A 15212-nucleotide genomic window follows, 5' to 3' on the forward strand; every position below is an offset into this window, starting at 1 on the left:
GCCGAGTCGTAAAGCTCAGAAAGCTAGCAATGAACAAAGAAATTTAAATCCTGTTCTTGACTCTTGCAGTTAAAAACAGGACATTTTAAATGGTTTATCGCATAGACATTTTAATTGGTGAATAACACACAAAAATCAAAAATGGGAGCCTTAAGCTCGCATTTTTATTGTATTTTTTTGAAAATTTCGTATAACGCCCATTATGTTAAATAGAATAGAATTTGAACGATAAAAAATTAACAGTCATACATTATCATTAACAAATAATAGGGGACATTTTTTATGGGTGATAAATTGAAAGAAATACCAGCACTTACTGGGTGTTTTATTGCGGGTACTCTAGTGCGTGTACAGAGGGATCTAAATTTACCACGGAGAATTTGGAAAAAAATCGAAGATATACAGGTAGGTGATCTAGTTTTTGATCCTAGACAGTATCGTGGACAACAAATCCCTCTAAATTCTTGAAATATTTCTGTTCAAAGGCTTCTGGGCTTAAACAGCCGTTTGCAGAATGTCTTCTGATTCGATTGTAATAAATCTCAATATAGTCAAACAAGACAGCATTCGCTTCTTTTCGAGTGGCAAATACACTGCCATGGACCACATGAACTTTCAATGTATGAAAGAAGCTTTCGGTCACTGCATTATCCCAGCAGTTTCCCCTGCGTGACATACTTTGAACGCAGTTATTCGTCAATAATAGCGCCCTAAAATCACGACTACAGTACTGTGAGCCTTGGTCCGAATGTACCATGACACCCATTGGATACCCCTGACGAGCCATTGCATAATGAAACGCATCACATACCAATTGACGGTCTATTCGATAGCTGGTTTGCCAACCGACAATACGACGGCTGAATAGATCCAGCATCACACATAAATACAGCCAACCTTGCTTAGTACGGATATAGGTAATATCTGTTGTCCAGATCTTATTGGGTTCATTGACCGTAAATTGACGATCTAACAAGTTAGGTGCTGTAGGCAAACGATGGTTTGAATCAGTCGTATGCTTGTATTTACGTGCAATCCTGCTACGTAAACCAAGCTTTTTAAGCATTCTTCCAACGGTTCGTTCGCTCATGCTGTAACCTAAATCATGCATGTCATGTACCAATGAAGGTGCACCCAATCGTGCATGATGCTGCCAATATACGGCTTTTAAATCATTATATTTCTGCGCTAGATTGGTCTGGCGCTTTCGCCAGGCATAATAGCCTGAAGTGCTGACACCCAGGCATTTACAGACAGAAGATACAGTGACTTCATTCACATCCAGATCTTGAATTACCGTGTACTTTTCTTGGCATGATCTGTCAGAAAGTACACATGCGCTTTTTTTAAGATGTCATTGACTTCCCTAAGCTGTTTGACTTCTTTCTCTAATTCCAATATCCGCTGTTGTTCTGGTGAAAGTTGACGTTTGCTTGAACCCACTGGATTGGCTTCACGAATCCATTTGTCTAAAGTTGAATAACCCACACCTAATTTCTGGGCGATTGCAGCTGTAGGCTCGTGTGAGTTTGAAAGTGCATAATCAATTGCTTGCTGTTTAAATTTGGGATTAAAACGTTTGGCCATTTCTTGGATCTCCAAAGTTAACGTTACGTTATCTTTAGAGGGAAGTACTGTCCATTATTTTGGCTAGGATCAACATGATGAAATAGCTCTCTTAAAATCAAAGGTTCAGCTTGATCAAATGCAATATCCCTAGTCTGAACGATCTGCTTCAAGAATTTATTCACATTGTTGTCGATATGAGTGACTGTGATCTCCTGCCAGATACTAGGCACAATCAGGGCTAAAGGACGTATTTTATAAAAATGAGAGGCAATATTAATCCCATACGGATCAAGATCACCATAAAATGCCAACAAGCAGTTATCCGATACTTGTTCTAATAATTTAACTACTGTTTTAATGTTGGCCCCATGCCCACGATAGACAAACAGGCTCGACTGCCACTCAAGAGGCAACTGCATATACCAATCAAATACCCTATTCATCATGGCACCATTTTCAATAATAATGATGCGCTGTATCGATTGTATGTCATCCCTGGATGAATTTGGTCAAAAGTGAGACGATAAATATCCTCAAATCAGTAAATCATGGCTTGCCAACTGGTCGAATCTCAACACGTTCTTTGCCTATCCAATGGACATTCGCAAGGCGATTTATACCACCAATGCAATTGAATCCTTGAACAGTGTCATTCGCCATGCCACCAAGAAAAGAAAAATCTTCCCAACCGATGAATCTGTGAAAAAAGTGGTATATTTAGCGATTATGGCAGCAAGCAAAAAATGGACGATGCCCATTCAGAATTGGAAAGCTGCCATGAATCGTTTTAGTATCATGTTTGATGAACGTGTAACCAAGTATTTTTAAAACCACATTTACACAGAATTATTTACACCCTCATTAAATAGTGTAATTATCAGTAGATACCAAATTTACAATCTTCAATGGCTTGCATTTTTTTAGTAGTTGACTCAGCCAACGTTTTACGTTGCTCTTGAATTGCAGGGTCACGAGTAAAAATAGGTAGTTCTTTAACTTTAGTCCGATATTCTGTTTCAATTTCATGACACACTTTAATATTTTCTATTGTTTTATTGACAAAATTTTCATCTACTTTTTTGTACTGATTTTTAGAAATACGTAATGTTTGACCATCATCAGATAAATGTAAGGGCATAGCAGCTAAACCATTATTAACCGCTAAAGTATCATCTTTTTTTTCCAATACGAGAGAACTTCCCTCTTTACCATTCACCACATTACTACGAGCAACCACATTTTCTTTAAGAATATAACTATCTTTACCCTCTTTAAAAATTTGCATAATGCGCTTTCCTTGCACATTTTCTAATTGCCAGTAGCCAACCATTTTGTCATGTTTATTACCACAAGCTGATAAAAAAACCGTCGACATTGATAATAAGATTACTAACTTTTTCATAAGTAAACCTCTGAAAATAATAAAGATTCTTCTAAGCACAACTTTTTATAACTATCACTAGTCGTTTTTAGGTTAAACTGAAATATATCAAAAAATAAATAAAATACATACATTTATTTTTAATTGAATTATTTCAAGTGGAAACTACACCCCAAATTTGCTAAATAGGTTTTCCAGCGTTTCAGTTATACAATGTTTTATGAGATCTGGACTAAATTCAACAGCATCATGAAAAGTTAGAACAACAAAATATCCGAAACTATTCCCAAAAGATGTCAAACAGGAAGCCCATTTGAAACTTTACTTAATGGAAAACGAATTTGGGCTGATAAGAATTTAGCCCAAATTTAACCTGACAGGCACAATAAAAAACGGGGAACTGTCAGATCAGTTTTGAGCTAGTATAAGTGAAGGGTTGTCCTTGTTAGCAGCAGTGTAAAAATGCCCCCTTGGTTATGGTTAATATAGCGGTCTTTTTGAACACTATCTGTACCCTATTCTTTTGAACTGGAAAGCTCTTCAGCCAACTGCTCAGCCTGTTCCAATACAGTTTCTGTAGCCAATAAAGCCATATCAGGTGGATAGCCATACTTCTTCAGCAATCTCTTCACGATGACTCTTAACTTTGCTCTAGCAGCTTCCTTGATCGTCCAATCCAAAGTCACATTCTTACGAATAGAATCAGTGAGTACGACTGCAAGTTCTCTCAATATGTCTTTCTGCATCAATTCTCGAGCACTGTCATTGTCTGCTACTGCTGAGTAGAACGCATATTCGTATTCAGTCAGGTTGAGTTCTTCAGCCAGTTTGTCTGACTCCTGAATTGTCTTAGCTAACTTGATCAGTTCATCAATGACTTCTGCTGCAGTAAGTACCTTGTTCTGATAACCCTTAATTGCTGAAATCAACATATCCATGAGCTTCTTACCTTGGGTGACACTGCGTTGCTCTCGTACCTTAATCTCATCACCAAGTAACTTCTTAAGTGTTTCAAGCGCAATGTTCTTATGCTTATAGTCTTTCATCTCCTGCATAAACTCATCAGAGAGAATCGAGATATCTGGTTTCTGAATCCCTGCAGCATCGAAGATATCTACCACTTGCTCTGTGACTAGAGCTTGGTCAATGGTTTGCTTTACCTTGGCTTCAAGCTCAGCATTACTTAAGCCAGAAATCTTGCCTGTACCATCACTAAACTTAGCAAGACGTGCTTTGACTGCTTGGAAGAATGCCACCACTGGTGCAGCTTCCATAGCATGTGGATGAGGTACAGCTAATGCGAATGCCTGTGACATCGCTGTGACTGCTGTCAGGAAGCGAGTCTTCCCTTCTCCTTGATCTACACCAAGGATATGCTCTTCCGCTTCTAAAATGATGTTGAGCTTACGAGAAGTATCTGCAGTGAAGTACTCTTGGTAGTTGAAGCCATGCAAAATGCCATCAAGCACTTCTAGCTTTTCTTGCAGGATCGTTGCAGCTTCATCCTGCACCAATGCAGGATCACCTTTACCACCTGCTTCTGAGTAAAACGATAAGGCTTCTTTCAAGTCAGATGCGATACCAAGATAGTCCACAACCAAGCCACCAGCCTTGTCTTTGTAGACACGGTTGACTCGTGCAATCGCTTGCATGAGGTTGTGACCTTTCATTGGTTTGTCGATGTAAAGGGTGTGCATACTTGGGGCATCGAAACCAGTCAGCCACATATCACGAACAATAACGAGTTTGAGCTTATCATCATTGTCTTTCATACGATCTGCTAAGCGTTGGCGCTGTTGCTTGGTAGTGTGATGTTTAGCAATCACCTCACCATCTGAAGCTGAGGCAGTCATCACAACTTTGATTACACCATCATTCAGATCATCACTGTGCCACTCTGGTTTGATCTTTACAATCTCGTTGTAAAGGTCTACAGCGATCCTGCGAGACATGCTGACGATCATGCCTTTGCCTTGGTTTGCATTGGCTTTAAGACGCTGCTCAAAGTGTTCTACGATGTCCTTTGCAATGGCTTTGATACGTTCTTTACTGCCGATCAAACCTTCGACTCTTGCCCACTTCGCACGTTCTTTTTGAGTTTGGTTTAAGTCATCTTCAGTAAACTGGTCATCAAAGTCTTCAATCAGCTCTTTGCCTTCCTCACTGATGGCAATCTTAGCTAGGCGGCTTTCATAGAAGATACGAACAGTTGCACCATCCTCCACTGCTTGCGAGATGTCATAGATATCTACATAGTTCCCGAAGACTGCAGGTGTGTTTACATCCGTCTTCTCAATTGGTGTTCCTGTGAAACCAAGGTAAGTAGCATTAGGAAGTGCATCACGCATGTACTTGGCAAAACCATAGACAGTACGTTTACCGACAACCTTGCCATCTTCATCTTTGACATCGACTTCCTTGGCATTAAAGCCATACTGAGAACGATGTGCTTCATCTGCAATCACGACAATGTTGGTTCGGTCTGACAGTTGCTCGTAGACGCTAGTGCCATCATCCGGTTGGAACTTTTGGATGGTGGTGAAGATCACGCCACCTGAACCCACCTTGAGTAACTCTTTGAGTTCTTCTCGGCTGTCTGCTTGTCGTGGTGTTTGTCTAAGGAGTTGGCTTGATGCAGCGAATGTACCAAAGAGCTGATCATCTAGATCATTACGATCTGTGATCACAACGACTGTTGGATTATCCAAAGCCAAGACAATCTTGCCTGTGTAGAAAACCATAGACAAAGACTTACCTGAGCCTTGGGTATGCCATACCACACCGGCTTTCTTGTCACCGACTGCTTGTTGCTGTACCAATTCGAGCTTACTTCTACCTTGATGTTGCATGGCAACTTCTGCTGATTTCGAGTCCGAGTTCACTGCAGACGCACGAATAGTCGAGAGGACTGCTGCATTCACTGCATAGTACTGATGATATGCAGCCATCTTCTTGATGGTCTTAATGGTGATTAAGCCATTGGTATCCTCGTGCTTCGTTGATTCATAGACAATGAAGTGTCGAATCATGTCGAGTAGTGTGACTGGATTCAGTAAACCATGAATCAGGACTTCTAGCTGTGCTTGTGTCTTCTTGGCTTTGGTTTGACCATTGTTTGTCTTCCACGCCATGTAGCGACTGTAGTCTGCTGAGACAGTACCTGCTTTCGCCTCTAAACCATCAGAGATGACGTTGAAAGCATTGTAGGTAAACAAGCTAGGGATTTGGCTTTGATAGGTCTGTATTTGCTTGTATGCGCCTTCTACAGTGGCATTCTCGTCTGTTGCATTCTTGAGTTCAATGACCACCAAGGGTAAGCCATTCACATACAAGATAATGTCTGGTCGTCTTGTCCAGCGATCTTCTTTGATGGTTACTTGATTGACGACAAGGAATTCGTTATTGGTTGGATTCTCAAAGTCAATCAACCAAGCATACTCACCTTGAGTGTTACCCTCTTTGCTCACCTCAATGTTAATGCCCTCAGTGAGCAGTCGGTGGAATGCTTGGTTATTACTGAGTAGATCAGGGGATTGAATATTGGTGACTTGCTTTAGTGCTTCAGTACATTTGTCTTGGCTTAAATGAGGATTTAAGCGTTGTAATGCATCAAGCACTTTGTCTTCCAAGATGACCTGCTTATAGCTTCGTAGAGGGTTAGTGCCCTTCGATTCAATCTCAGGTCCATACACATAGGTATAGCCCAATCCCTCTAGTTGCTCTATCGCCATCAGCTCAATGTCTGATTCGGTCATCTTAGTCACTTGATTATTTCCCCCTAAACTTATCCATATAACCTGGACTCATTAATTTTTTATATGATGTAAAGCTAAGAAACCTTATTCATCGTCCTGCACGTTATAGCCATACTTCTGCACAGCATTCTCAATAGCGCCCTCAAACTTATGGCAAACATATAGATAGAGTTCAGCATCTACCATCAGTACTCCAGGAACACCTAAACCATCATTGAGTGGAATCAGAGTCTTTTGTGAACCAATCTGAACTGTTGGTCGTTGGTATGAGCAATTCACAGTGACTTTATGTGGCGATCTATTCCAGTCAATTTTCTTGGCTTCCCACTCACGACTACCGCCCAGCAAGGTGACTTGAATCTTGGATTCAGTCGCTGTCTTATTCAGTTGTTTGTAAGAGACAAACTTGGCGACTGAACAAGGAGAGTGATAACAGGTTTCTATGACTTTACCTTTTTGTATGCCGCTATGATTGAATTTAGCCGGTGCTGCTTGAACGGTTGCAGCAAAGCTAACTACAGCAATCAAGCCAAATCCCATTTGAATCATGCGCTTTATCATTCTGTTTTTCCTCTTTGTTCTCTTTTACTTAATCCATCGGCACAGCGATCTTATTCACTTTCCAACTCAAACCATCACGAACCATTTTGACAGTGACGGCTTTGGAATCATTTGGATGTTGGATCACAACCTCAAAGTCACTGAATGAGGTATAGCGAGTTTTGTACTCTGCTTGATCTTCTTCTTTGGTTTCTGTTGTTGATGCTCCCTGTGATGAATGTGCTGCATCTTTAAGGTCTTTGCCTTGCATCATCATGGTCATCCCTTCAGGTGTGACAAAACCATCAATCATCTTGTCTACCATGGTAGATGCAAGCATGGCACCTAGTGCTGCGAAACCATCATCTTTATGGGTTGCCATCTCTTTCATCATCATGGCATTCATTTGATCTTTGAAGCTCTGACGCACACTTGGATAGTCGATGTACTTGGACACCTTTTCGCTATCACCTACTTGTGCAGCATTCTTGATGTTATTGATGGCAATGTATGGCGAAGCATACAAGTAGCCACAGATCACTACGACTAAGGCAATGATTGCCCCTATAATTTTTTTATTCAATTCAGCCCCCTGAATGTAAAAAAGGTGAAGCCATCAAATGACTTCACCTCAAATGTTATGCAACTTCTTCTGTTTGGTATTGGACTCTGACTTCGCCGCTCATCAGCTTAGGAAGCAAGGTATCTCGTAGTTGTTCAAGTGTTTGGATTTGCTTCTTGTTAGATGAAACCTTTTGCATCGAAGGAGTAATCAACAGCGAATACTCTTCAAGGTAGTCTAAACTTGGAGTCTTAAAAGAGATATTTAACATATCTTCTGGCTTAACCCTTTGATGACTGCCACTGGTTCCCGAAGCACTCATTGCTAATTCATCAATAACATCTCTTGAATTGAATAAGCTATACAAGAACATTAAATGAGATCCTACTTTAGGCTTCAAATTCTGAAACTCTGTTGAACATACATAATTATCTTTGACATCAGTTAATAACCATATACGAGGCACTCTTGGATTCAGCTTTGAGACTAAAATTGAGTTCTCACATACTCTGTACTTATTACTCAGAATTTCCGCACCCAATTCAATAGTAGGCTTTTCTCCTGAATCAAAAGCAGGCAAACTAAAATGATAGTATGTCTTAAGAGGATCTTTTGATGGGTTCACATTGTCTTTGATATGAGTAGCTATATCACTTACTAGTAAATCATCCCAATCCTCTTTCGCTTCCTCAATAAACCATTGACGAAACAGTGTTTCAGCCATGGCTTCCAAAGTCTTGTTCTGACAGTGCAGTAAGTCGATCTTGTCATCTAATGATGAAAGGATTGAGGCTATGGCTTTTTGTTCAGGGAGAGACGGAAAGCATATCTCTTCTTGATGAACATCATTACGGTTAACTCCAGGCACCGCACTTTTGTCACTAAATTTTTCCCAATCCAATGTTTGCAAAAAGTAGTAGATGAACTTTTTGTCATTCCCCTTAAAGTCGTTTACATAAAGAGATGTGTTTAATGGCCAAAATGGTACATCACTGAAAAAAACTGAACCAATGGTTCCATATCGGCCCGTCACAACACCTGATTCATTTACTTTGGCTTCATTATGAAAATCAGCAAAACCTGAAGAAGCAATGATGGGAACACTACCAGAAACACGAGATTGCTTTGGTAAGTCATAACCACGTTTTAGGGTAAAGAAGCTATCTAATCGCCCAACCTGCCACTCACTCATACAACCACCTTTGCTAAGTTCTCAGCAATGGCTTGGTTTAGCTTGGCTTCCTCAGCAAGCTGTGCTTCAAACTCTGCCTTTAAGCTTGTAAAGCGTACCTTGAAGTCGAACTCATCTTCATCATCAGCTAAACCAACATAACGACCTGGCGTCAGTACATAATCAAGCTCAGCGACTTTCTCAAGTGGTACAGATGCACAGAAGCCTGCAACATCCTCATACTCACCACCCTTGTTACGCCAATTGTGGTAAGTGTCTGTGATGAGCTTAATATCTTCATCAGACAAGACTTTGGTTCTGCGGTTAATCAGATGACCTAGGTTACGAGCATCAATGAACAGAATCTCATTGCTACGATCTTGGTATTGGCTTGAGTTAACACGGTCACGACGCATAAACCATAAAGCAGCAGGAATCTGTGTGTTCAGGAACAGCTTGGCAGGTAGGTTCACAATACAGTCGATGACATTGGCTTCTGAAACCAAGGCTTTACGAATCTCACCTTCACCACTGGTCTTAGAGGTTAATGCACCTTTAGCAAGCACAACGCCTGCCTGACCTTTAGGACTCATGTGATACAAGAAGTGTTGCATCCATGCGAAGTTCGCATTGCCTGCAGGTGGTGTACCTAGAGACCAACGAGCATCACCCACTAACTGCTCACCGCTCCAATCAGAGACGTTGAATGGTGGATTAGCAATGATGTAATCCGCTTTCAGGTCTTTGTGTGCATCATTCAGGAATGAACCCTCAGAGTTCCATTTCACATGCTCTGAGTTAATGCCACGAATGGCTAAGTTCATCTTGGCCAAACGCCAAGTTGTCTGGTTACTTTCTTGACCATAGATGGAGATGTCGTCCACTAAACCCTGATGCGATTCTACGAATTTCTCAGACTGTACGAACATACCACCTGAACCACAGCAAGGATCGAATACACGTCCTTTGTATGGCTCTAGCATTTCAACCAATAAGCTCACGATGGATTTAGGCGTGTAGAACTGCCCACCTTGCTTACCTTCAGCTAAAGCGAACTCACCTAGGAAGTACTCGAATACGTGTCCTAAAACGTCGGCAGAGCGATCTTTTGCATCACCTAGGGCAATGTTACCAATGAGGTCTATCAGCTCACCTAGGCTCGTAGGATCGAGATTTTGACGTGCATAGACTTTAGGTAGTACACCTTTGAGCTGAGGGTTCTCATTCTCAATGGCTTCCATTGCATCGTCTACAATCTTACCAATGGTGACTTGCTTTGCTTGGTTTAACAGGTATGACCAACGTGCGATCTCAGGAACGAAGAAGACGTTGTATGCAGTGTATTCATCACGATCTTCAGGATCAGCTCCTGCAAACTCTCCCTCACCTTCAACCAATAGGTTGTAGTGAGCTTCAAATGAGTCAGAGATGTACTTGAGGAAGATCAAACCAAGGACTACATGCTTGTACTCAGCAGCATCAATGTTCTTACGAAGTTTGTCTGCAGCTTTCCAAAGAATGACCTCAATGGGTTCTTGTTTGGTTTGCTTTGGAGTACGTGCCATGGAATTGTCCTGCAATGAATAGGTTATCTAGTTTTAGTTAAACCAATAGTACCCAATAATACGCTCGTGTGTAAGTATTGATACGTCATTTCTTGTCGTACAATTTAAGTATTAAAAAAGTGTAGCAAGTTGCTACACTTTTCAGACTAATCACAAACCCCACTTTAGCGATCGTTAAAGTGGGGGTATTTTCTAAACTTCTATCGCTTATTCATAGTGATTTATTTTTAAGCGTATTGATGGCTAAAAAATACAATAAAAATTAACTTCGATAAGTGCAAGGCGATTTTCTTCAAGTTTTGTGCTGTAACTGACAGTAAACATTGCTGCGTTACTTGCATAACAGAGACCCTGTAATTATTTTGCAACGGCAAAATTCGTTCAACAGTCTCCTTATCGGGACAATATAGATGCGCGACACGTTCATGAATGATATTGAGATCAATCGCTTTGTCTATTTTACGTATAAGATAATTTTTAGGAATAAACTCTTCTAGCGTAACCATATCAATTTCAGTTTGGGTGGTATAATTTTTCGCATGTGATAATTATAAAAAATTCTCACGTAAGTGTGAGAGTTTTATGAGCAAACTGAAAAGTGTAGCAAGTTGCTACACTTTTTCACTTTTCTGAATAAGCTGTTTTAAAAAATCTTCTAGTTGTAAAAGACTAGCTTCATCAATTTCTGAAATTTTAAGAGAGATATTGAGCTGTTTTTGATTCAGTTTGATATTTCCAGCAACCTTACCATCATATTCGATTTTTCTTACCACTGATGTCGTGGTTACTTTTTCTGGATCTTGACTCAATAGTTTTTCAGCATAAGAAGTAACTTTGCTTTGCTCCAGTTTTTTTTCTTTTAATTTCTCCCAAGCACCGAGTAAAGCTGTTTCCGCCTCCGAAAGTTGCTCTATATGATCCGATAAAAATTTCTTGAACGCTGTTGCAGCAGTACGACCGACTAGACCTGGCTCCAAATCCAGGTCATTCAACATTGCTTTAGGCAGCTTTTCATACGATAGATATTTGTACATATCTTCGCGATTTAAACCCAATGAATTAGCTAAACGTTGCTTGTTCTTCTTCAACTTTTCATCAAGTGAGTTCAAACCAATAAAAATTTCATAATCTGTCAGATCTTGACGCTTTAAATTTTCAGCTAGGGTTAACAAAGATGCTTCTTCATCATTAGCATCAATGATAATGGCTTCAATCACCGACTTGCCGAGTAATTGATGCGCCCGTAAGCGTCGCTCGCCTGCAATCAGTTCATATTTCAGATTATCAAGTTTACGCACTGTAATGGGCTGCAAAAGGCCGATTTCATTAATAGAATCCGCCAGTTCTTTTAATTGAGAATCTTCAAATACTTTACGCGGTTGGTTGGGACTGCGACTGATATCCTCAATAGGAACATTACGTCTAAATTCTTTTAGCTCTTTAATATTGTCTTTCTGTGCTTGCTGATGTTTTTCTGTATTTTGTTTCAATTTTTGAGCTAAAAGCTCTTTAGTGCTTGCCATAATACTCTCAGGTTTAAACTTTCGCTACAATTTCATAAGCAAGGCTTTCAAAAGCCTTACGTACTTTTGAATTTTTTTCTACTTTCAAAAGTGGCTGTTGCAGAATTGCTGCTTGATTAACTTTAGTACTTTGAGGAATGGTAGTTTGTAAAATTTTTCCAACCTGTTTTAAAGCTTCATCCCGAATCAATTTACAAACATTCTGACGTTCATCATGTTTAATCAGTAAAGCGCCTAAAAGCTCTAAATCTGGATTAATACGTTTTATCTTTTCAAGATGGTTTAAAAGATCTGTTACCCCATACAGTCCATATTGTGATCCAGATTCGATAGGGATAATGACATGTGTTGATGATGCTAAGGCATTACTGGTTAATAGTTTAAGACTAGGTGGGCAATCAATTAATATGAAGTCGTAAAGATCTTTTAACAGTTCTAGCTTGATGCTTAATTCTTCTGAAGGACGAGGAGCTTCTTCTTTAAGCTGGTCTTCAGTTTTTCCTAAATTTAATGAGCCATAAATTAATGATACTTTTTCAAAGTTTGTTTCTTCTTGTAATGCATCAGCTAATAATGAAATATCACCAACGAGTAATTCTGCTGAAGTAACAACAATTTCGCTTGGATGTTGGATCCCAATGTGTAAACTTGCGTTTGCTTGAGGATCTAAATCAATGACTAAAACTTTATTGCCAAGATTTGCAAGTTCAGAGGCTAGATGTACAACGGTCGTTGTTTTGCCACATCCACCTTTGTGGTTAGCAACCGTAATAATTTTTGCAGACATACGTGTCAGATGCTTCCGTATTTGAATGTTTAACAATATAAATAACTTTCACTCATCATACTATAGTTTTTAAATTTATAAATCTTATTTATTTAGGTGTAAAACAACTTAAAAAACTAATTTTTAAATAAGCTAGCTTAATTAATAATTAGTATAATTATTTATTTAGCTAATTAATAATTAAGACTGTTTTTTTGCTATATAAAACAAATGCTTATAAGTTTAAAAGTGGAGGGCTTGTCACCGTAAAGTGGAAGGTTTGTCACTCAAAGGTGGAAGGTCTGTCACTCAAAGGTGGAAGGTCTGTCACTCAAAGGTGGAAGGTCTGTCACCGTAAAGTGGAAAGTTTGTCACAAGAGTGGAAGGTTTGTCACTACTATTTTTAAAAAGGTTATATTTTTTAAAAAACTCTTGCAAAAATAAATACTTAATTTGTTGATAAAGTTGGCTAAACAATCTTTAAGGGTGGAAGGTTTGTCACTATGTGTTAGCACCCTGTGGATAAATTTTTTTTATTGGATATTTCCTGATGATTATCTATTCATTTATACCTTTCAAATCTAATGAAAGGTGGAAGCCTTGTCACATCTAGGTTTCTATCTGACATAGCATACCTAAATTTGGAAGAAATAAGTGAAAATGGGTATTTTGAACTGTTAGTTTAGAGCTAAAGGTGGAAGGTCTGTCACTATATGGTGGAAATAATATATTTCATTCCACTTTAAGGACAATAAATCGTCAAAAATGCATATTTCTGATGACAAGCCTTCCACTCTTAGATTCTTGTGGTGAAAGTCTTGAAAGTTTTTCCACTTTTGTATATAAAAATAGAATTAAATATATAAATATCACGGTTATGACAGAATCAGAATCATTGCAAGAAGAATTGAATCATATTCCTTACTGTATAGGCAATATTCGTCATAATGGCGTTGTTAGCACTAGTAACCGCTTAATTCGCCCAATTGAGTTATCAGCCAATGAATATAAGGCGCTCCTATATGCAATGGCTGTTGCAAATTATAGTGAGAAAAATAGGGTAAATGGTGAAATCACAGAACAAACCTATATTTATCTGTATAAGGATGATTTGGCAGATTTACTAGGATTGAATAAACGCAATTCGATTAATGTTGCAATAGACCGGATTTATAAAGAACTTTCATCTAGGGTGGCTCATTTTATTATTGAGGAACCTACTGATGATGGTAAGAGAAAGACTAAAAAAGTACATTCTGTCGTTCCTATTATCCGTGAGTTAAGATGGGAAGATGATTCTAAAAATGCCATTCAGATTCGTTTTACCAGTGAGGTGTTACCGTATTTCACGCAGTTGGCTGGGGGGAATTTCACCACCTATCAATTGAAACATCTGTTTGCCTTGGATTCTGTTGCTAGTATGAGTCTTTATACGTATTTCATTAAAAATGAATTCAAGTACGCAAGCCAAAAGAGTTATGAAGTCCCAATGCTTTTAGAAAACTTGAAAGCTCTGATTGATATTAATGAAACTAAATATGATCGCTGGGTAGATTTTAGACGCTATGTATTAGATAAAATAGTTGCAGAAATTAACGAAAATACAGATCTACAACTAGAGTATGAAACCATAAAAAAAGGGCGCCCAATTGTGGGGGTGAATTTTAAACTGCATCAGCGTATTACTGATAAAACACTAAATGAAACTGCTGTAATTGAAAAAATTTATCTTGATGTTCCATTTGAAGAGAATGCATTAGTAAAAGAATTGGGGGCAAAATTCGATACGAATGTACGTTCCTGGTACATTTTTAATAATGATGAAAAGTATTCGCAGTTCAAGAAGTGGTTTAAAAAAATTGGTTGTCTCACTGACTCTCAAGCAAATATTGTTATTAATGACACTTTATTCCAAATGGATTTTGCTGAAGTTGGTATGAGCTTGAATGACTTTAAACGTAATATGAAGCATAAACTAAAAAATAATCCGGAATTTGTACAAAGTATTCGTGATAGGCTGAATGATATTTTTGGTAAAGAGCTTGTCTAAGGAAAAGTGTAGCAACTTGCTACACATTTTTTAATGTATCACTGAAGAATTCAAGTACTAAGAAAATTGGATACAAAATATCTGTGTGTATAGCTGAATGAAAAATAGTTAAAAGAATAGATATTATTTTTAGATTTTACACTTTTGTTGTTCCTCATATATTTTTGCAGAAAAAAGTTTTTCAGTGCTCAAAAAATGGTGTGGTTAAGATAGGGAGATCAACCAAGTTTTAAGTATATAGAGTAATTTAGATAAAAAATTACTAAATATTTTTATAGCCTTTGTATAAAGCAGCGGATCATGAAAACTATTAAAATAGCCTAAGCTTAT

At 38.6% G+C, this 15212-nt stretch carries 12 protein-coding genes and 1 pseudogene; 2 read left to right on the forward strand and 11 right to left on the reverse strand.

All coding sequences use genetic code 11. The features are described from left to right. Window positions 1-427: 427 nt before the first annotated feature. Together FTU03_RS10760 and FTU03_RS10765 are read right to left on the reverse strand one after the other, a co-directional pair. A protein-coding gene (locus FTU03_RS10760) for an IS3 family transposase (RefSeq protein ID WP_154320140.1) occupies window positions 428-1587 on the reverse strand; the annotation gives its coding sequence in 2 pieces (ribosomal slippage) (window positions 428-1353 and window positions 1353-1587; 1161 coding nt in all). A gap of 23 nt (window positions 1588-1610) precedes the next feature. Further along, window positions 1611-2057, reverse strand: coding sequence for a Wadjet anti-phage system protein JetD domain-containing protein (locus FTU03_RS10765; protein WP_228291712.1), 447 nt, complete (start codon window positions 2055-2057; stop codon window positions 1611-1613). Between the two features lie 31 nt (window positions 2058-2088). On the opposite strand from FTU03_RS10765, the pseudogene FTU03_RS10770 reads away from it, so the two are divergent. Beyond that, a pseudogene (locus tag FTU03_RS10770) lies at window positions 2089-2397 on the forward strand (transposase); the annotation flags it as partial. A 49-nt stretch (window positions 2398-2446) separates the two neighbouring features. Here FTU03_RS10770 and FTU03_RS10775 read toward each other — a convergent pair. The 9 genes from FTU03_RS10775 to FTU03_RS10815 form a co-directional block, all read right to left on the reverse strand. Next, window positions 2447-2971, reverse strand: coding sequence for a hypothetical protein (locus FTU03_RS10775; protein ID WP_154320138.1), 525 nt, complete (start codon window positions 2969-2971; stop codon window positions 2447-2449). A 494-nt stretch (window positions 2972-3465) separates the two neighbouring features. Further along, on the reverse strand, window positions 3466-6705 hold the full coding sequence (locus FTU03_RS10780) for a type I restriction endonuclease subunit R (RefSeq protein WP_154320137.1): 3240 nt from the start codon (window positions 6703-6705) through the stop codon (window positions 3466-3468). A gap of 84 nt (window positions 6706-6789) precedes the next feature. After that, window positions 6790-7254: a hypothetical protein gene (locus tag FTU03_RS10785; RefSeq protein WP_257218586.1), complete on the reverse strand. Its 465-nt coding sequence runs from the start codon at window positions 7252-7254 to the stop codon at window positions 6790-6792. A 40-nt stretch (window positions 7255-7294) separates the two neighbouring features. Further along, window positions 7295-7828: a DUF2939 domain-containing protein gene (locus FTU03_RS10790; protein ID WP_167846516.1), complete on the reverse strand. Its 534-nt coding sequence runs from the start codon at window positions 7826-7828 to the stop codon at window positions 7295-7297. 55 nt (window positions 7829-7883) lie between these two features. Next, window positions 7884-8999 (reverse strand): restriction endonuclease subunit S, encoded by a 1116-nt coding sequence (locus FTU03_RS10795; protein ID WP_104915058.1) that lies wholly within the window; start codon window positions 8997-8999, stop codon window positions 7884-7886. Beyond that, a complete protein-coding gene (locus FTU03_RS10800; protein ID WP_154320136.1) occupies window positions 8996-10543 on the reverse strand; it encodes a class I SAM-dependent DNA methyltransferase in 1548 nt (515 codons plus the stop codon). Before FTU03_RS10800 ends, FTU03_RS10795 begins: the two co-directional genes overlap by 4 nt. 227 nt (window positions 10544-10770) lie before the next feature. Then, complete coding sequence (locus tag FTU03_RS10805; protein ID WP_070153138.1) at window positions 10771-11049, reverse strand: hypothetical protein; 279 nt, start codon at window positions 11047-11049, stop codon at window positions 10771-10773. Window positions 11050-11154: 105 nt separating this feature from the next. Then, a complete protein-coding gene (locus tag FTU03_RS10810; protein ID WP_070153141.1) occupies window positions 11155-12066 on the reverse strand; it encodes a ParB/RepB/Spo0J family partition protein in 912 nt (303 codons plus the stop codon). 13 nt (window positions 12067-12079) lie between these two features. Then, window positions 12080-12853 carry a ParA family protein gene (locus FTU03_RS10815; RefSeq protein WP_094069344.1) on the reverse strand — a complete coding sequence of 258 codons (774 nt, stop codon included), beginning with the start codon at window positions 12851-12853 and terminating at the stop codon, window positions 12080-12082. A gap of 856 nt (window positions 12854-13709) precedes the next feature. Here FTU03_RS10815 and FTU03_RS10820 point away from each other — a divergent pair. Beyond that, on the forward strand, window positions 13710-14882 hold the full coding sequence (locus tag FTU03_RS10820; RefSeq protein WP_094069347.1) for a replication initiation protein: 1173 nt from the start codon (window positions 13710-13712) through the stop codon (window positions 14880-14882). The last annotated feature ends 330 nt before the right edge of the window (window positions 14883-15212 follow it).

Origin of the sequence: Acinetobacter sp. YH12046, assembly GCF_013419905.1 — a bacterium.
Lineage (GTDB): Bacteria > Pseudomonadota > Gammaproteobacteria > Pseudomonadales > Moraxellaceae > Acinetobacter.